Origin of the sequence: Streptomyces sp. NPDC096324, from assembly GCF_044763015.1 — a bacterium.
GTDB lineage: Bacteria > Actinomycetota > Actinomycetes > Streptomycetales > Streptomycetaceae > Streptomyces.
In genome coordinates, this window is record NZ_JBIWFK010000032.1 from 1 (window position 1) to 17,561 (window position 17,561).

At 68.3% G+C, this 17,561-nt stretch carries 19 protein-coding genes, 1 tRNA gene and 3 pseudogenes; 13 read left to right on the forward strand and 10 right to left on the reverse strand.

The features are described from left to right. Positions 1–346 precede the first annotated feature (346 nt). The 3 genes from ACIQ7M_RS40435 to ACIQ7M_RS40445 all read left to right on the forward strand — a co-directional run bounded on the left by ACIQ7M_RS40435 (position 347) and on the right by ACIQ7M_RS40445 (position 2,372). The gene (locus ACIQ7M_RS40435; RefSeq protein WP_403654027.1) at positions 347–703 is read left to right on the forward strand and encodes a hypothetical protein; all 357 of its coding nucleotides are present in this window, start codon (positions 347–349) and stop codon (positions 701–703) included. 577 nt (positions 704–1,280) lie between these two features. Next, positions 1,281–1,658 (forward strand): hypothetical protein, encoded by a 378-nt coding sequence (locus ACIQ7M_RS40440; protein WP_403654030.1) that lies wholly within the window; start codon positions 1,281–1,283, stop codon positions 1,656–1,658. A gap of 180 nt (positions 1,659–1,838) precedes the next feature. Next, positions 1,839–2,372, forward strand: coding sequence for a histidine phosphatase family protein (locus ACIQ7M_RS40445; protein WP_403654032.1), 534 nt, complete (start codon positions 1,839–1,841; stop codon positions 2,370–2,372). 10 nt (positions 2,373–2,382) lie between these two features. Here the strand turns inward: ACIQ7M_RS40445 and ACIQ7M_RS40450 are convergent, their stop codons facing one another. The 5 genes and pseudogenes from ACIQ7M_RS40450 to ACIQ7M_RS40470 all read right to left on the reverse strand — a co-directional run bounded on the left by ACIQ7M_RS40450 (position 2,383) and on the right by ACIQ7M_RS40470 (position 6,244). Then, the gene (locus ACIQ7M_RS40450; protein WP_403654035.1) at positions 2,383–2,691 is read right to left on the reverse strand and encodes a serine hydrolase; all 309 of its coding nucleotides are present in this window, start codon (positions 2,689–2,691) and stop codon (positions 2,383–2,385) included. A gap of 478 nt (positions 2,692–3,169) precedes the next feature. Beyond that, a complete protein-coding gene (locus ACIQ7M_RS40455; protein ID WP_403654038.1) occupies positions 3,170–4,207 on the reverse strand; it encodes a hypothetical protein in 1,038 nt (345 codons plus the stop codon). An 870-nt stretch (positions 4,208–5,077) separates the two neighbouring features. Next, positions 5,078–5,179, reverse strand: a pseudogene (locus ACIQ7M_RS40460) (IS630 family transposase); the annotation flags it as partial. A 13-nt stretch (positions 5,180–5,192) separates the two neighbouring features. After that, positions 5,193–5,681 (reverse strand): annotated as a pseudogene (locus tag ACIQ7M_RS40465) (IS5 family transposase); the annotation flags it as partial. 50 nt (positions 5,682–5,731) lie between these two features. Beyond that, a complete protein-coding gene (locus ACIQ7M_RS40470) occupies positions 5,732–6,244 on the reverse strand; it encodes a PadR family transcriptional regulator (RefSeq protein WP_403654041.1) in 513 nt (170 codons plus the stop codon). 95 nt (positions 6,245–6,339) lie between these two features. Here ACIQ7M_RS40470 and ACIQ7M_RS40475 point away from each other — a divergent pair, with 95 nt between their 5' ends. From ACIQ7M_RS40475 to ACIQ7M_RS40495, 5 genes and pseudogenes are all read left to right on the forward strand, one after another. Continuing rightward, the gene (locus tag ACIQ7M_RS40475; RefSeq protein ID WP_403654044.1) at positions 6,340–6,897 is read left to right on the forward strand and encodes a hypothetical protein; all 558 of its coding nucleotides are present in this window, start codon (positions 6,340–6,342) and stop codon (positions 6,895–6,897) included. Positions 6,898–7,200: 303 nt separating this feature from the next. Further along, the gene (locus tag ACIQ7M_RS40480; RefSeq protein WP_403654047.1) at positions 7,201–8,409 is read left to right on the forward strand and encodes an FAD-dependent oxidoreductase; all 1,209 of its coding nucleotides are present in this window, start codon (positions 7,201–7,203) and stop codon (positions 8,407–8,409) included. A gap of 168 nt (positions 8,410–8,577) precedes the next feature. After that, complete coding sequence (locus tag ACIQ7M_RS40485; RefSeq protein WP_403654050.1) at positions 8,578–8,733, forward strand: hypothetical protein; 156 nt, start codon at positions 8,578–8,580, stop codon at positions 8,731–8,733. 20 nt (positions 8,734–8,753) lie between these two features. After that, positions 8,754–9,322 (forward strand): annotated as a pseudogene (locus tag ACIQ7M_RS40490) (IS5 family transposase); the annotation flags it as partial. Between the two features lie 309 nt (positions 9,323–9,631). Beyond that, positions 9,632–10,162: a suppressor of fused domain protein gene (locus ACIQ7M_RS40495; protein ID WP_403654053.1), complete on the forward strand. Its 531-nt coding sequence runs from the start codon at positions 9,632–9,634 to the stop codon at positions 10,160–10,162. Positions 10,163–10,732: 570 nt separating this feature from the next. On the opposite strand, the gene ACIQ7M_RS40500 is transcribed toward ACIQ7M_RS40495, so the two are convergent. Together ACIQ7M_RS40500 and ACIQ7M_RS40505 are read right to left on the reverse strand one after the other, a co-directional pair. Continuing rightward, positions 10,733–10,806 (reverse strand) — tRNA-Met (locus tag ACIQ7M_RS40500). A gap of 179 nt (positions 10,807–10,985) precedes the next feature. Then, entirely contained in the window at positions 10,986–11,306 is a 321-nt protein-coding gene (locus ACIQ7M_RS40505) for a CHAD domain-containing protein (RefSeq protein WP_403654056.1), read from the reverse strand. 108 nt (positions 11,307–11,414) lie between these two features. Between ACIQ7M_RS40505 and ACIQ7M_RS40510 the strand changes: the two genes are divergently transcribed. Further along, positions 11,415–13,139: a SpoIIE family protein phosphatase gene (locus ACIQ7M_RS40510; RefSeq protein WP_403654059.1), complete on the forward strand. Its 1,725-nt coding sequence runs from the start codon at positions 11,415–11,417 to the stop codon at positions 13,137–13,139. 98 nt (positions 13,140–13,237) lie between these two features. Here the strand turns inward: ACIQ7M_RS40510 and ACIQ7M_RS40515 are convergent, their stop codons facing one another. Further along, positions 13,238–13,606, reverse strand: a complete 369-nt coding sequence (locus ACIQ7M_RS40515) for an STAS domain-containing protein (protein ID WP_403654062.1) — start codon at positions 13,604–13,606, stop codon at positions 13,238–13,240. A gap of 169 nt (positions 13,607–13,775) precedes the next feature. Between ACIQ7M_RS40515 and ACIQ7M_RS40520 the strand changes: the two genes are divergently transcribed. Then, on the forward strand, positions 13,776–14,225 hold the full coding sequence (locus ACIQ7M_RS40520; protein WP_403654065.1) for an ATP-binding protein: 450 nt from the start codon (positions 13,776–13,778) through the stop codon (positions 14,223–14,225). 164 nt (positions 14,226–14,389) lie between these two features. Here the strand turns inward: ACIQ7M_RS40520 and ACIQ7M_RS40525 are convergent, their stop codons facing one another. Continuing rightward, positions 14,390–14,740, reverse strand: a complete 351-nt coding sequence (locus ACIQ7M_RS40525; RefSeq protein ID WP_403654068.1) for a helix-turn-helix transcriptional regulator — start codon at positions 14,738–14,740, stop codon at positions 14,390–14,392. Positions 14,741–14,945: 205 nt separating this feature from the next. Here ACIQ7M_RS40525 and ACIQ7M_RS40530 point away from each other — a divergent pair, with 205 nt between their 5' ends. Together ACIQ7M_RS40530 and ACIQ7M_RS40535 are read left to right on the forward strand one after the other, a co-directional pair. Then, positions 14,946–15,404, forward strand: coding sequence for an STAS domain-containing protein (locus ACIQ7M_RS40530; RefSeq protein ID WP_403654071.1), 459 nt, complete (start codon positions 14,946–14,948; stop codon positions 15,402–15,404). A gap of 155 nt (positions 15,405–15,559) precedes the next feature. After that, on the forward strand, positions 15,560–15,910 hold the full coding sequence (locus ACIQ7M_RS40535; RefSeq protein WP_403654074.1) for an STAS domain-containing protein: 351 nt from the start codon (positions 15,560–15,562) through the stop codon (positions 15,908–15,910). A gap of 156 nt (positions 15,911–16,066) precedes the next feature. Here the strand turns inward: ACIQ7M_RS40535 and ACIQ7M_RS40540 are convergent, their stop codons facing one another. Further along, positions 16,067–16,600: a 2'-5' RNA ligase family protein gene (locus ACIQ7M_RS40540; RefSeq protein WP_403654077.1), complete on the reverse strand. Its 534-nt coding sequence runs from the start codon at positions 16,598–16,600 to the stop codon at positions 16,067–16,069. A gap of 275 nt (positions 16,601–16,875) precedes the next feature. On the opposite strand from ACIQ7M_RS40540, the gene ACIQ7M_RS40545 reads away from it, so the two are divergent. Further along, a complete protein-coding gene (locus ACIQ7M_RS40545; RefSeq protein WP_403654080.1) occupies positions 16,876–17,334 on the forward strand; it encodes an SRPBCC family protein in 459 nt (152 codons plus the stop codon). Positions 17,335–17,561 lie beyond the last annotated feature (227 nt).

Below are 17,561 nucleotides of genomic sequence, written 5' to 3' on the forward strand. Positions count from 1 at the left end.
TACGAGCGTAAGCCCGAGCACTTCCTCGCCTTCACCGCCATCGCGGCAACCCTCATATGCCACCGCCGCATCACCAAATGAAATGACGTCTAAGTCGGATCATCACCCTCCGTGTCCTTCGCGATCGAGCTGGCACCGGCAGTATCCGACGTTGCCGAACTTTGTCCGTTTGCAGCCGAACTTTGACTGGTGACCGTCTCCTGGGACAGCAGCGCCGCCTCTAGGTTCTTGGCCCAGCAACACCGCGGTGCCGAGCGGCCGCCGGCACCGCATCAGCTCGTGCACGGGCCAATTCGAGGGATCCAACAGGGGGACCGGGCCCGTTACCGGGAAGGAAACCGACCCGATGAACATTCGCAAGCGCCTCGCTCTTTCCGTGGCCGCCGTGGCAGTGGGCTCCGGCCTGGCTTTCGCCCCGCTGGCCTCGGCCGCCCCGCAATCGGCCGCCGCCGACTGCCCCTACCCGTACGTCTGCTTCTACAAGGGCTCCACGAAGACGGGCTCGTTCAAGGACGTCACCAGCGGCTGGCAGAACCTCGGGGCTAGCAAGGGCGCCACCACGATGGTGAACACCCGCCACGACGACATCGTGTACACGCACTTCACCAACGGCGAGACGTGGTGCACCCCGCCCAACAACACCACCACGTTCAACTCCTGGGTGGTCGACAAGGTCCGCATCAGCTCCGCTTCCAGCTGCTGACCCCCGCCGTAACAGCGAGGGCCCGCACTCACCTGAAGGGGAGTTCGGGCCGTCCGCGACATACCAGCCGTGTCCGCAAGCTATTTCAGATTCCGTTTCACCCGCTCTGACTTCAGAAGTCGTATCGCAACCGAATGTGATCCGTTGATTTTTGCTGTTCAGGCATGGTGTAGCCCGGAATGAGAGAGGTATCCGGCGACTTGTTTCCGCTTCCTGCGGGGAGATGCAGGTACAAGGCCTGCCCGGCGCTCTGCGGAGACCCTGTCCCGTTGCGCGGGGCAGGGTCCTTTTTTGTCGTCTCGAGTCATGGGCCGGACAAAGGGGTGTTACTCACTTTCGGGTGACAGCCGGACAGTCGGTGGGGTGGCGCTACCTGGCGGGCAGCGCCTGCCGGCCAACTGCTGCAAGGCCCTTGAGGCCGGCCTCGCGTCAACTCGCGCACCGGCGAAATGGATGGTTCCTGCATCCAAGTGTCACGGCAGTGCGGTTGATCGGGATGTCGTACGGCGGCTCGTAGGCGTTGAGCTGAGCGACGAAGGCACTGGAGAGCGCTGGCCTCGACGTCCTGCCCGACACCTTGTTCAAGTGGCTGTCGGATCCGGAGTACAACGTCCGCCGCAGCCACCGCGACCTCATCCGCACCGCCTACGAGAACGTCGCCATCGTCCCCGCCGACCCCATCTCCGACACCGTCACGAACGGCCAGTTCGAGATCAGCGGCATAGTGAAAACCGGCAACGACGAACGCGAACGCGGCACCCGCCGCGCCGCCCCGCTGCGCGTCGACGGAAGCCGTGGCGACTGGAGCGACATCGAGACGCTGTGGCTGGCCGGCGACCTGCGGGATGACGACTTCGAGGACCGCTTCATCGACGACATCATCGTCTCCGACATCGGCGAAGGCACCGACGGCTGGGAATTCAGCGGAAGCTCGTACTCCGTCGAGCTCCGGTAACGCCAGAAGGGAGCATGTACGAGCACCGGACTGGAACGTCCCGCATCACCCACCGATCGTCGCGCACGCAGCGGCGCCGGCGCCGTGTGGCCGATCTCCCAGAAGCAAGAATGACCTCCGCTGGGGAGGCCGCCCACTCGGCCATGCAGCCTGACTCGTCGAGGACATCCAGGAGCCCTGATGGCAGTAGAGATCGTCTACGAGACACACTCGACCACCACGGACAACGAAGGCGGCATTGCCACCGGCTGGCTTCCAGGCCGACTCTCGGACCTGGGATGCCGCCAGGCCAGGGAATTGGGCGAACGTCGCCGCGGCGACGGCTTCGCGGCCGTATTCGCCTCCGACTTGCACCGCGCTGTCCAGACGGCCCGGACCGCGTTCCCCGACGGCCGGCCCCCGATCCACCAGGACATCCGCCTGCGTGAGTGCAACTACGGAGACCTCAACGGACACCCGGTCTCCGTCATCGCCGCCCGACGAGCCCAGCACATCGATGAACCATTTCCTGGAGGCCAGAGCTACCGTCAGGTCGCCACGGCCACCCGCGCCTTCCTCCACGACCTCGCCACCGGATGGGACGGCAGGAGAATCCTGGTGATCGCTCACTCGGCCAACCGATGGGCACTCGACCATCTGCTCACCGGAACACCGCTGGAAGAACTGGTCCAAGCACCGCCCGCCTGGCGCCCGGGCTGGCACTACACACTGTAACTGGCCCGCCTCAATCCGGTGAACCCATGCGGTCAGAGCAACTAGCCCGGGACTGTGTCGTGTAGTCGAACAACCCGCTGGTGTGGTTGAGCAGCATGCGCAGGGTGATCGCTCCGCCGTTGCGCACCCGGCCGGGCAGCCACTTGTCGACCGGGTCGTCGAGGGCGAGTCGGTGCTCGGCGACCAGTTGCAGGACGAGGGTGGCCATCACCGTCATGGTGTTGGACGCTTCTCGCACCTCGTCGTCCGCCCTGAACCGGTGGTCCTGCTCGGAGATCTCGATGGGCCTGCCGTGACCGTCGTCCACCCGCACGATCACCCCCGGCCCCCCTTCCGCCACCAACTCCCGCGCCAACTTGCGCAGGTGAGCACGTGTCGCCGCGGTGTCGTGCTGTCGGACCGCCGAGAGCGTCCGAGGGGCAACGGCCGCGCTCGCGCGCACCGCCGTACTCTCACGGATCGTCTTCGCTCTTGAAGGGGCCGCGGCCAGGGGCGCGACGAGGGCCGCGGACACCGCAATCGTTGCTGCCGCGCGAAACCCCGTCAGTCGCGACCATCGTCGAACGAACACATTCGCACGCAATCCATGCTCCTTCGGGTATCCGGGAGGCCGTCGAGCAGGATCGGGGTACGGGGAGGAGGACACGGAACTCAGCCCGGCGAGTTGGCGCCCCGCCCTGAGGCGAAGCCGACGCTGGCGGGCGCCCCGCACAGCCCTGGAGAATCCTTCGGAGGATAGCCGAGGGCGAGGTGCGGACGACGAGTATCGGTCACTCGATCCGGGCCTTCGTCCGCGCTCACTGCATGACTTCGAGGTGCGGATGATCGAACGACGTCGGGCAGACATAGATCTGCATGCGGTGACCCCTGCCGATCTTCACCATCGGTGCATCGGCAGGAGTGCGCAGCCCGATGGGACCTGACGGTTTTTCGAGGTCCACCAGCGGGGTCCAGGTGTTGCTCCAGCCACTGCTTTCGCCGGAGTCGATGGTGAACAAGGGCTTGTACCGGGCGTTGCAGGCGTCGCAGTGCAGGGGCCTCGGGTCGCCGTGCATCCACGGGACCCAGCCGCCGACCTTCCAGCCAGGGGCGACCGAGAGTTCGCGCTCGTAGTAGGGGCCGCCAAGCCCTGCTTCCGGGTCCTCCCCCTCTTCATCTTCCGCGTCGCGGACACGGCAGGAGAGACCCTCCGGGTGGTTGTGCCATGCCGGGCAATCGGGGAGCTCCTGCTCTTCTCCCCAGGCGTAGAGACGGTCGGCGAGCTCCTCCGGGAGTTCGTGCGGTGCCGGGTACTCGGTGACGACCTCGGGGTGGAGGACACAAGGCGCGGGAACGTAGCTGCCGTAGTACTGGACGTCTGCGGGTTCCGGGGGATCGGTGAGCAGCGTGCCGACGCTCGCGGCGTTCCGCCAGACGAGGCGGGCCGCGGGAAGCTCATTGTCGTGGTCGAGGGGGCACCACAGGACTTGCAGAAGGTCGTCTCCCTCGGGGCCCGCGAGTCCGGGGACGTCGCGGAGGTAGAGCTGGGCGACCGGCAGCAGGGCATTCGGCTCGGTGTGCGCCGGATGCCCTGCTCGGAGCGTGGCAAAATGCGCGCGCTCCTCGGGGTTGAGGCGGAACTCACGAGGGTCGTGGGGGCGGCGCCAGGCCGCGTCGAGCATGGCCCGCATGTTGCGGATGTCGTCGAGGGAGACGGGCGGGTGCGCGTTGTGGTGTTCCTCTGCGCAGGTCGGCCATGTTTCATCGGCCGGCCACAGGAGTGGTCCGCCGACGGAGCTTTCGTGAACGGTCGGCAGGCCCTCGCGCGGGTGCAGGCGGACAGCTTGCTTGGCCAACGGCGCCAGCTCCGGGAAGATGGCCGCGATGTCAACAGACCGCGGTGGGGTGGTTCTTGACACTCGTGCTCCTTCAGCAGCCGACTGTGAGTTTCGGGCGGACTCTACAGGCGGGCTGCGACGGTCTTGTCGACTGTCGGCCAGGCGGCCTTCGCCGAGATCGATGCCGGGCAGCCGCGGCCAACGCGCCCCCCTTCGGGCTCGGTTACAGCTCAGCGGCACTCGGTCGTGTCGTGCGGGGCGGTGAACTCCCCGGATCGTCAGAGTATTTGCTCGCGCCCCGGGCATCACGTCGATTGTTCTGTCGACAGGGTCCAGGAGGACCTGGTGCCGTGAGTACGGTGCGGTCGCAGGTCGCAGGTCGCAGGTCGCAGGTCGCAGGTCGCAGGTCAGGGGTCGCCGGTCGGCGTTCGCAGGTCAGGGAAGTCCACCGCGGAACAGGCCAAAAAGGCCGAACGCCGTTCACGTCGCCGGGTGGTTGGGCGGCGGGAATCCCGGATCCCGGATCCCGGATCCCGGATCCCGGTCGTGGGGTCTGAGGGGCGAGGTCGCCCCTCGCCCTCAACGCCTCTCGACCTTACCGGCGGTGTCGCCGGTAAGGTCGAGAGGCTCAAACCAGTGGAGGGATCAGGCCGCGACGAGGACAGCTTCTGGACGTTACGGGCGCTGACTGGTCAGGAGTACTCCGTTGTCCAGGAGTTCGCGGGTCACCATTGAGCAGGCCGCCCTGCAGTGCGGCGCGGCCTTCTCCTTCGGCGCCCATGATGGTGAGGAGGTGAGAAAGCGCTAGGCCGAGACGAGGTGAACAATGTGGCGATCCTATGATCATTTCGAGTTTTTTGTAACGCCGAGTTGTCATCTCCACAGCTGCTACTGACGTTGCGGCCGTGGTGTCGTCAAGGTGAGGCTGGTTTCGGCGAGGCATCCGTCGATGAGGTTGCTGCGGTACTGGATCTGGCGGAGACCGTGCCGGCCCATGGCGATCGCCGACGCTCGCCGGGCTCACGCAGGTGATAAGGACAGCGCCCCGAGTGTCGATGAGCAAGTGGCGCTTGATGCCGCTGACCTTCTTGCCACCGTCGTACCCGTGCAGGCCACCGCGCTCACTGGCCCGGACGCTCTGGCTGTCCACGATGGCCGCACTTGGAGTGGGATCACTGCCAAGCTGCGCCCGCTCGCGTTGGCGCAGCGCCGTCAACATCCGCTCCCAAACGCCCTCTTGCTGCCACCGCCGCCAGTAGTGGTAGACCGTCTGCCACGGCGACAGATCATGCGGCAGCAGTCTCCAGGCACAGCCGGACTGCAGCCAGTACGCCAGCGCGTTGAGGATCTCCCGCCGGGCGTGTTTCGCCGGCCGGCCACCGGGCCTGACCGCCGGAATCAGCGGACGGAGGATCTCCCACTCCGGATCGAACAGATCCGTCGAGTAACGGGTACGCAGTCCGTACACCCCAGCGCCCGAAAGTGGCGCCACCGCTCCGCTACCAGGCAACTTGCCCCGCTGTCAGGCTTTTCAGACGCCCTCTAGCGAATCTGGTCGGCCGCCCATGCGGCCCACTCGCCGCGCATCGCGTTGAAGCGTAGGCCGTACTCCAGGGCGATCTTGCCGTTCACCGACAGCGGGTCCTCTCCCCAGTCGATGGAGTCGGCCAGTCTGCGCAGGGCCTCGTGTTCTTGCGTCGAGAGGTCCATGAGCTCGGTGAGGTAGTTCCGAGCCTGGTCGGGTGTGATCACGTTGAGGAAGAAGACGCGGAGCAGGATGTCGCTGCGGGTGTGCCGTTGGGGCTTTGTCTCCGTCAGCCAGTGGCGCAGTTCCGCCAGGCCCTCGTCGGTGAGGGTGTACTCCTTGCGGCCTCGCGGGCCCTGCGCCGAGACGCTGATCAGGCCGTTGTCGGAGAGCTTGGACAGCTCTGTGTACATCTGGCTCTGTGTGGCGGGCCAGACATTGGCCAGGGACGTCTCGAAGCGCTTCAGCAAGTCGTAGCCACTGGCGGGACGCTCAGACAGGAGCCCGAGGAGGGCGTGTCGAAGGCTCATGCCGGCAGCATACCTTCCACTCTTGACAGGTCGATGCGAGAACTTCTAGGTTTGACATGTCAAAACAGGAATGTCAGAGAGTGTGGGGGCCTTCGATGTCGTACGTGCGCACCTTCCTTCCATGGATCGTCTTTGCAGCGGTCCCCTCCGCCCACTGGCAGTGGGGGGCACTCGCCGCTCTGCTGGCGGCGGTGGTGGTAGTTGCCCAGCAGAGGCGCACGGGAGTCGGCTTCGACGCGCTGATCATGGAAACCGGCTCGGCGGTCTTCTTCGCGATCCTGGCGGCCGTCGCCTTCGCGGACCCGCATTCGGCCACCCACGCCTACTCGGCGGCCCTTTCCTCGGCCACCCTGGCTCTCATCGCGGGTACCTCGCTGCTGATGGGTAAGCCGTTCACGCTGGGTATCGCGAAACGCACCACACCGCCCGAGGTGTGGCGGCTCAAGCCCTTCATCCGGATCAACGTGGTCATCACCACCGTATGGACCGCCGCCTTCAGCGCCACGGCAGTTATCCTCGCCGTCCTCGCCCACGCCGGCCACGGCCACTCCACGACGGCGACGCTCGTCCAGGTTCTCGGCTTCGTCATTCCCGTGCTGTTCACCGTACGCTACGTCGCCGCTACCAAGGCCAAAGCTGCGGTGGGAGCCTGATGCGCGGTCATCGACCCCTCTACCCCAAGGAGTTCGGCTGCGCGAGCGGGGACATCGACAGACCTTGAGCCTTCAGGTCCCGGCCTCGCTGCCACGCCCGGTTTCACCCCCGGGTCCAAAGATCGCTGTCGGCTGGCGGTGGGGAGTGACCGAGGAACGATCCAGGTACGAGATCCACATCGATCACGGCGGCTTCGCGATCCTTTCGGCGACGTCCTCCCGTGTGTACGTCAAAGATCTACGCGCCGCACACGCGAGCGACGGCGCGTCGACGCCCTGCAACCCTTCGAGGGGGCACCACTCATGACCAGCATCGGCAAAGCCCGCACCGCGCTCGTCATCGGCGGCGGCATCGCTGGCCCGGTCGCCGCGATGGCGCTCCGCCGGGCAGGTATCGATGCCGCCGTTTACGAGGCGTACGGCCACACGGCCGATGGGGCCGGAGGCGGCATGACCATCGCTCCGAATGGCCAGAACGCCCTCGCAGCGATCGGCGCGGGCGACCTTGTCCGCGCCATCGGCACCCCAGTCACCGCTCTGGGGCTACGAAGCTGGACGGGCAAGGACCTCGCACGGTTCGCCCCGCCCTCCCGCCTCCCGTCCCTGCAGTTCGTCTGGCGCGCCGATCTCTACCGTGCGATCTACGACGAGGCGGAGCGCCGCTCCGTTCCCATCCACCACGGCAAGCGGCTGACCGGCACGACGGACACCGGCTCCGGCGTCACCGCGCACTTCGCGGACGGTACACAGGCGAGCGCCGACATCCTGATCGGCGCCGACGGCATCCGCTCCACGGTCCGCTCCCTGATAGACCCCGCCGCACCGCAGCCGAACTACGCCGGCCTGGTGTGCTTCGGAGCGCGGATGGACCAGTCAGGGATGCCCTCCACCGCCGGCGTCATGTACATGTGCTTCGGCAAGCGCGCGTTTTTCGGCTACCAGATCTTCGATGACACCTCCGCGGTCTGGTTCGTGAACCTGCCCCACCGCGCCCCGATGACAGTCGCCGAAGCTCAGGCGATCGGCGCTCAGGAGTGGATGCGCATCCTGCGGACCGCCTTCGCCGACGACCGCACCCCTGCCCTCGAAATGATCAGCCGTACCGACGCCAGCCAACTCCTCATCACCGGCCCGATGGAGAACATGCCGAGAGTCGCAAACTGGACCCGCCGCCGCATGACCCTGATCGGCGACGCGGCCCACGCCGCCTCATCCAGCTCCGGACAGGGAGCCTCCATCGCCGCCGAAAGCGCCGTCGAACTTGCACGCTGCCTGCGGGACCTGCCCTCCGACCAGGCTTTCGCGGCGTACGAACAACTACGCCGACCCCGCGTCGAACGCATCATCAAGCTCGGGGCCCGCACGAACAGCAACAAGACCGCGGGCCCGGTCGGCCGCACTCTGCGCGACCTCCTCATGCCCACGGCCATGAAGCTGATCAACCCGGAGAAAATGGCCTGGCAGTTCGACCACCACATCGACTGGGACACGAAGGCAACCCCACACGCGTGAACCCAGCCCTCCACCCACAACGAATTTCCCGAACACAGGCGCGCAGACGACGACGTCACCCTCTTAACTATCGTTGCCGATCGGTGAGTACGGTCCCTATCCCGAGCGGCTGCGAGAGCAGCTCGAGGGGGTGATCTGGCGGTTCCGGTCCAGGGCCAGTGGCGGGAGATGCCCGCCGAGTTCGGCCCCTGGGCCACCGTCTACGGACGGTTTCGGGTCTGGCGGAACGCCGGTGTCTTCTCCGCTCTGCTGGTCCCGCGCGTCGATACTGAGGCGGTCGATGTTTGTAGCCGCGTCCCGTGGCGGACAGCCACAGCACCTTGATCGTCTCGGTGCGCAGAGGGCGTCGTCTGCGGGACTGGAACGAGGCAGGGGTCTGGCAGCGGCTGCACGAGGTCCTACTCGCTGAGTTGAACGCGGCCTCACGCCTGGACTGGTCTCGCTGCGTGGGCGACTCCTTCCACGTCAGGGCGTTAAAAGGGGGCAGCAAACGGGTCCGTCGCCGGTCGATCGGGGCCGGGCCGGCTCGAAACACCATCTGGTCACCGACGGCCACGGCACTCCGCTCGCCGTCCTGCTGACAGGCGGCAACCGCAACGATGTCACCCAGCTGCTGCCCCTGCTCGACGCGATCCCGCCCGTCCGCGGACGGGTTGGCCGGCCCCGCCGCAAGCCAGACTCGCTCTTCGCCGACCGGGGCTATGACCACGACATCTACCGCGACCAGGTCCGCGACCGCGGCATCGTGCCCGCCATCGCCAGACGCGGCACCCGGCACGGCACTGGGCTGGGTACTTACCGGTGGGTGGTCGAGCGGACCATCGCCTGGCTGCACGGCTTTCGTCGCCTGCGCATCCGCTGGGAACGCAGAGCCGACATCCACGAAGCGTTCCTCAAACTCGCCTGCTGCTGATGAGGATGGTCGAGAAAACGGCCAGGGACGATGCTCGCCTCAGTTCGTTCGGCGTTCAACGTTGTGGGGATTAGTGGGGAGCGACCAGCGTCAAGGTGAAGGCCCGGTGATCGAAGGTCACCGGGCCCTGATGATCGGTAAGGGATAGCGGACGCGGAGTGCGTTGGTCGACATGGCTCGCTCTGCTCTGGTCGCGATCGTTAGTGTCCAGGGGATCATTGGTCATCGCCGGGCCTGACTTGCTCGGAGGTCGGACGGGAGAGCCTGGTGCCGGAGCTTATAGACCACCTTGAGAGCAGGCTGGGCAGGATGATCGGTGCCTGGTCTCCTCCCGCAGACGCCGTGCAGGGTAGTCCTCAGGTGGCGTGCTTCCGCGAGGGCCGACTCGCCGGCTGCCAGTCGTTTGCGACGATCGGCCTTTCCCGAACTCCGCTGTGGCATCCGGCTTCCGACCGGCACTTCCACTTGGAGTTGGTGGCCTGCGAGAACACCAGCCGCGCTACTGGCTATGGACACTTCCCCGACGTGCTGGATTTTGTCGCCGGGCGGTTGGTGGCGAGCGGCCAGGCGATCCTGCGCGGTGATGTGGTGCCGCTTCCCACTCCGTTGCCCGGCGGATCCATGACGTCCCTGTATGCAGGGCTTCCCGTCTACTTCGATGACGACTTCTTCTCGGTCACCATCGAGAACGGCAGCAAAGTCGCGATCGTCTGGCTCATCCCCATCACGGATCAGGAGACCTCCTTCATCCGCGAGAAGGGATGGCGAGCGTTCGAAGACGCATTTGTCCGCCAGGACCCTGACCTCCTCGACCCTGCCCGTCCCCAGCTCGACCTGTGAGCCGGGGACCGATAGCGGGCCTGCTCAGGGGGTGCGCCGCGGCGGAACGACGTCGGTGCGGTGGTGCGGCATGGTCGGCCGGGCGGCCTCAGGGGTGGCCAGCAGAGCGACGATCGTGATCGGCTGCTGGCAGTGCGGACGGGAGCGGTGTGGGCCGTGGCCATCTGAACCCGAGTCTTTCTGCACTGACTGCTTGACGGCTGCTGGCTGGCGCCCAGACGCGGGGCTGGCATGGCCGCTCGATCCGGCTGTCTGTCAGAGCGCTGAACGCTCCGCTGCAGTATCGGGTCACCGTTGTCAGTCGCCGCACTACCGAAGCGGCAGCCCCGCCCGTAGCCTGAGACCGCGTGCCTGCCGCGCACCGGCGCCCCTCACGATCACCGTCGTGGACGAGGCCGATCAGGCGGCCGGGCGTGGATTCATGCCCCAGGTCACCGCGCTCCTGGACCAGGCCCGCCCCGAAGGACCGCGGACGCTGTTCCCCGCCACTGTCGGCCAAAAACGCCGACCGCCTGGTTCGCCGCAATGCGAGAGGGCCCGGATCACCTGGATCCGAGCCCTCTTCAGCAGTAGCGGGGACAGGATTTGAACCTGCGACCTCTGGGTTATGAGCCCAGCGAGCTACCGAGCTGCTCCACCCCGCGTCGTGGAACCCACACTACGCCAGGTCGGCAGGCACTCACGACCAATTTCGGCAGTGCCGCCTTTGCCGGTACGGCGTGCTGGTGCCGCAGCAGAAGCCTCACGACGCCAAGATCATGGGTAGCTCGTACGTCTTGCCGGAGGAATCGCTCCGGTGCAGATTGCTGTACGGCATGCGCGTTCACGTGGATCGGACAGCGAACGCCGACGACGGGGCCCAGGGATGCTCGGGTCCACGTCGGACGAGGTCGGTGGCTTCCCTGTCGAGGACGGAACGGTGGGAACGCAGGCAGCCCCGCAGACCGCGCGCTGCGGTGCGCATCTGGTGGACGGAGTCGGGCGCGTCGCGACGGACCGTTGCCTGCAACGCCACCTGCACAACCTCGCCTCGCATCATGGGCAGAAGTGCCCCCACCGCCGGCTCCCAAGTGTCCTCACTCGGCCTGTACAACACCCTTGAGGACACCTGCCGCACAGGGCGCCCCGGTTTCCCCGACACCATGGGAGAGCAGGGCTGGATCCGACGAAGCCGGGGCACTCAGAAAGCGAAGGCCACGCAGCGGACCCGCTGCCTGCCGGGAGACTGGCCGATCAGCGAGGGGACGAGAAGATGGCAGCGCCGGAGCACACGGAGGCCGACGGGAGAGCCGCCCCGGACGCACGTGCTGCCACGCTCACCGAGGCGCTGGAAGCCATCGGGGCCGGAGCGTACGTCGTCGACGAGCACGGGTGCATCATCGCGGTCAACGCCCACGCCGAAGACCTGCTGGCCCGGACCGCCGGCGATCTGCTCGGCCAGGACGCGCACGACCTGCTGCACGGGGACGCCCACGGTCAGCCTCTGCCGAGGACTCGGTGCCGTATGCGGCGGGCTTTCCACGCCGGCCGCATCGCCTGGGCCGAGGAGGACCACTTCGCACGCGGAGACGGCTCTGTCCTGCCGGTCTCCTGGACGATCACCCCCTACGACACCGGTGGCCGGGCGAGCGGCGCACTGATGGTCTTCGATGCCCCCGCGCGAGGGCGGGAAGCGGGTGCGCCGCGGCCGGAGGCGGTGGCCGGGCCGCTGTCGGAGTTGGAGCGGCTCGCGCTGCTGGCGGAGACCACCACGCGGCTGACCTCCACCCTGGACGTCGAGGAGGCGCTGCGCCGACTGGTGACGCTGGTGGTGCCGCGACTGGCGGACTGGGCCGTCATCGACCTGGTCACCGAGCGCGACGAGGTGTGGCGCAAGGCGGTCGTCCACGCCGAGGGCGGCACGCTGGTGTACCACGAGGAACTCCAGGGCCCGATGCCGCCGATCCCGGAGGAGTCCCCGATGCCGCTGTCGCGGGCGCTGCGCGCGGCCGCTTCCACTCTGGTCGGCCCCGACACCTACCGGCGGAAGCCGGATTCCGGTATCGCGGTGGAACAGCGCAACCTGTTCGACGCCACCGGCATCCGCTCGGCGGCCATCGCCCCCATCCGCAGCGCCCGCGAAGTCCTCGGGGCCCTCACTCTGGGCCGCGCCGGGCATCCGGGTGACTTCACCCCTGCGGATCTGCACCTGCTCGAGGACATCACCCGCCGCGCGGGCCTCGCCCTGGACAACGCCCGTCTCTACCAGCGCCAGCGCAAGGTCGCCGAGACCATGCAGAACCACCTGCTGCCCCAGATGCCGCGCGTACCGGGACTGGAGATGACCGTCCGCTATCTACCCGCTCCCGACGCCTCGCAGGTCGGCGGCGACTGGTACGACGCCTTCCCCCTGTCCGACGGCGCCACCGCCCTGGCCATCGGCGACGTGGTCGGACACGATCTGGAGGCCGCGGCGGGCATGGCGCAGGTCCGCAACATGCTGCGTGCCTACGCCTGGTCCCAGACCAAGCCCCCCAGCCGAATCGTCGAACGGCTCGACGAGGCGATCCGGCACATCACCGACGTCACCATGGCCACCATGATCCTGGCCCGCATCGAGGAGGCGGACCACGGCCGGTGGAAACTGTCCTGGAGCAACGCCGGTCATCCGCCGCCCCTGCTGATCAGCCACGACGGCCTGGCCGACTACCTCACCGACGGCCACGGCATCCTCCTGGGCGTCAAAGCGGGCCCTCGTCCCGACGCAACCGCCCTGTTGCCGCCCGGATCCACCCTCGTGCTCTACACCGACGGCCTCATCGAAGAACTCGGCCACACCCTCGACGAGGGCCTGCAGCGGCTGCGCCGGCACGCCGCCGCCCTCGCCCACCGCCCCCTGGCCTCCTTCACTGACCAGCTACTGCGCCGGGTCCGGCCGACCGACAACAACGACGATGTCGCCCTCCTCGCCCTGCGGGCCCCGGTGATCCGCATGTGACGCCAACCCGTTGCCCCTGTCGTTCATCGAGATCGCGTCGGCCACCTACCGTCACTGAGCGCCGCACCTGCCGCGCCGCCCGGCGGTTGTGAGGCCGGTCAGGGTTCGAGGGCCTGGGCGAGGGTGGGATGACAGGCGATGATCGTGTCGAGACCGACGATCTCCACGACCCGCCGGGCCGGCTCGGTCAGGGCCGCCATCCGGATCCAGCCGCCCGCCGCGGTGGCATCGCGGTGGGCGGCGACCAGGACGTTGATGGCACTGGAGTCCATGAAGGTGACCGCGCCGAAGTCGAGCACCGTCAGCGGCGGGAGACACTCCTCCTCGGGGCGCAATCCCTGGCGCAGCGTGCCGGCGGTGTCGGTGTCGAGTTCGCCGGCCAGGGCCAGGACGCGGATGCCGTCGGCGGTGGTCCGGGTGATCGACAGTCGGGCGGGCTGCTCGACCGGATGGTGAATGTCTGCCACGCCCTTCGGAGTCCTTGTCGTACCAGGTCGTCACCTGCGGGGTGAAGGTCCGTCAAGAACCGCATCCTACGGACAACGCGTCTCTGTGGCTGTGCCACGAGTAACGTCCGGGACAGTGTGTGGACGGTACCGGGCGGGGTACCTGGCGAGGACGTGGAAGCGGGCGCGGATGGGTCATTCCCCTGAGGACACCGGTGGCGGTCACGTGGAGATGCCGTCACCGATGGAGGCTTCGCTCGCTGTGGACGTCGACGGCTCCCCGCTCTCGCAGGTCCGGCACCTCGCGGCGTCCTTTCTCACCACGGTGCGCGACGCGCACGGCGTCGCGGTGGTGGACGCGACGGTGGAGATCGCTCAGCTGATCGTGAGTGAACTGGTCACCAACGCCCGCAAGTACGCCCCCGGGCCGGCCCTCCTGCATCTGCGGATCACCGGCGACGCGCTGCGGATCGAACTGTGGGACAGCAACCCCGTGCCGCCCGCCGTGAAGGCCCCGGACCCCAGGCGGATCGGACAGCACGGCCTGGAGATCGTCACCGCCCTCGCCCGGGACGTCACGACCGAGGCGGCACCGGCCGGCAAGCGCGTCATCGCCACCGTGGCCCTCGACGAGGCATAGTCCCGGACGGGGCGCGGCTCCCGGACATGCGGCCGGCGCAGTCGTTTGCCGGCGTCGCCGGATGGGCCAAGCCGTTCAGGTCGGCGGCGGAACGGTGGCCTCGTCTGCGGACGGACGGTTCTTCAGAAGCCGGGCCGGGAAGACCGGAGCCGGCGGCGCGGACGTCATCCCGACGCGTGTGTCGGGTCGCCGAACAGTGTTGCCCGATGGGCTTCGTCCTGGATGAGCAGTGACAGGAGCGAGGCCACCGTCAGGCCCTGGCCTGCTTCGGTCGGATGACGCAGGATCTTGGCCGGGTCGATCCGGTACGTGTTGCCGCGCCCCTGACGGATGTGTGAGAGGTAACCGGCCTGCTCCAGGTCCGCGATGATCTTCTGCACCGCCCGCTCGGTCAGCCGGCACCGGGCGGCGATGTCGCGGACGCGCACGCTCTGGTTGTCCGCGATGGCCGCGAGGACGCGAGCGTGGTTCGTCAGGAACGTCCATCCGTTGTGTGACTCGGGTACCCCATCCATGCCCCGAGTCTACTGAGCGGACATGCGCGCATCCAAAAACACGTATGAGCGTTCACGTATCAGTTGACGTATGTTGCCTTCCTGGGAGAACGTGGGAGTGGACCACGCGAACATCTGTGGGAGTGAGTGAGCCGTGCAGCAACCTTCGCACCGGGGCCAGTCCCTCACAGCGCCGGACCTCCGCCACCCCGGCAAAGGCGGCGCCGTGGAGCCGCTTCCACCCGGCCGGGCATCGATGTCGGTGTCGCCCGCCCCGGCCGGCGCCCCGGTCCTGGTGGCAGTCCACGGTGAACTCGACCTCGTCTCGGGCGGCCGGATCCGGGACCGGCTGGGCGAGGCCCTCGCCGTTTCGTCCAGCGGTCTCGAGCTGGACCTGAGCGGGGTCGGCTTCTGTGACTGCGCCGGCCTGAACGTGCTGCTGGAACTCCGGCACCGGGCCCTGGTCCAGGACAAGACCGTCACCATCCGGGCCGCCGGCCTCGCAGTCGGCAGACTGCTCGATCTCGCGGGAGCCCAGGAGCTGTTCTCCTCCCCACGGCCGCGGGTGCGCGCACCCGCCTCGTCGCGGGCCCGTCACCGCATCCTCACCGGCACCCAGAACACCCCCGGCCTCGGCATGCAGCGCGCCCGGCCGCCGGCACCGCGTGTGTCCGAGCCCGCTTGAGAGGAATCGGCCACACAGCAGGACCCGCCCGGCCGGGAGGCCGCATCGAGCTCGGCCGGCAGAACACCGTGCTACCGCCGGCTCTCACGACACCGGGCACCGATCAGCACAGAACGCCACACCGTGTCCGCCGCCGAAGATCCTGGGAAGTCGTCGTGGAAAGCGAAGAAACGCACCGGCCCCACCCGCTGAAGGTCACCGCCGCCGCCTGTGACGGCGTCGTCGTGGTGACCGTCTCCGGCGCGATCGACCACGCCAGCGTCGGCCCCCTCGTCCAGGCCCTGGCTCCCGGCCGGCCGCGCGTGATCGTCGACATGCGTCAGGTGTCCTTCATGGACTCCAGCGGCATCAACGCCCTTCTCACCGCGCACCGCGACCTCACCGGGACCGAGGGCTGGCTGCGGCTCGCCGGTGTTCCCGCCTCCATTCGGCGCACCCTGCAGATCACCGGCGTCGACACCGCCATCCCTTCCTACCCCAGCCTCCGCGAAGCCCTCGCCGCCTGACCCGGCACCGGTCACGGCCGGGCACCGCTGCCCGCTCCGACCCGGTTGCCGGCCCGCGGACGTGCTCTCCGCACGCCGGGCGCTGTTCTCCGCCTGCGGGTCCTTCCGCCCCCTGGGTCGATCGAGTGCGCACACCGGTCGGGGGGCGGGGCCGTCTCAGAAACGGGGCTCCAGCACCTCCAGGGCTCCCGTCTCCGTGTCGTAGCTGCGCAGGGCGGTGAGTTGGACCGACAACGGCGGCACCGGCAGCAGCTCGGGGATCCGCCGGCCGGCGAACGCGCCGGCCCGCCGGGAACGGCCGAGGGTGATGTGCGGGCTCCAGCGCGCGGGATCGTGGAAAGGGTTGAGGGTCTCGGGCGGGCTGTCCGAGGCCACCGCGTCCCACACCCGGCCGTGCAAGCCGGCCAGGGCGGAGTCGAGTTCAAGGGCCCAGGCCAGCACCGAGGTCGGCCGTTCGAAGCGGACCGGGCCGGTGAACCGCACCGGCAGGAGCAGGGCGGCGGCCGCCTCGGCCAGCTCCCAGCGGATCGGGGCGGTCAGCTCCGGACAGGCGGCCAGGGTGAGATGAGGGCTGTTGGTCGGTGAACGGTGACGCGCCTGGCTGGGCAGCCCCGCATCCGCCAGCCGCCGCCAGGCCTCCCGGACCGCCAGGTCCGCCGCCTCGTCCAACAAGACCTCGACCGTGCGCACCGACGCAGCCTATCGACGATGGCCTGCGGCGAGCCGGTTCACCCGTCTGGGCTTGCCGGACTGTGCGCGCGGTGCGTCGGCCTGACGCTGGAAGCAGAACCCGAGCGGCCGAAGCGGGAACCCGCTGCGGCCGCACACACCCGTCGACCGAGGAGAAGCCGCCCTCACGCGCCGGGCTTCGCTGCCGCCGAACGCCTGCTGCGGCCGGGGGTCCTCATCGTGGGGACGCCTTGGCCGGAGGCGTCCCGTGCGGCCCGCCCTCCAGGAGCGTGACCATGGCCCGGAACCGCCGTCTGATCCTGAGCTCGCCGTCCGAGGTCTGGCGCCTGCTGTCCGACGGCCACCGTTACGGGGAGTGGGTGACGGGAACTCAGCAGGTCCTCGCCGCGGACCCACACTGGCCGGCAGTAGGCGCCCGATTGAAGGTCCGCGTCGGTGCCGGCCCTGTGACCCTCGACGACACCTGCGTCGTCCGCGTCTGCGAACCGCGGCACCGGCTGGAACTGGAAGCGAAGGCGGATCCCTTCGGCGCGGCACGCATCGCCATGAAGTTGATCCCCTGGGGCGAGCACACCCTCTTCACCCTCGACTGGCACCCCCTCAGGGGCCCCGGCACCAGAATGCACGGACTCCCCCTGGACTACGTCGTCGCGGTCCGCAACGGCATGATGCTGACGAAGCTGGCCCGAATCGCGGTGCGCGAGCATGCGCCGGGGGCGTTGAAGGCGCTTTGACGCCGCGACGGTGCGGCCCGCGAAATCCTCGTACCCGGCCAGGAAGATATCCCGGTCCCCGGGCACAGCCCGAGACCGGAACCGTGGTCCGTACGCGGTCCTGCGGACCAATGCTCTACAGACGTTCGAATAAGAGATCGTCTCGTTTGGTTCTCCAAGCAGCTTGGAGGGTGCCTGCGGCTGTCGTGGCGCGCAGGGTCACATACCGCGGTCCGGCCCGCTCCACG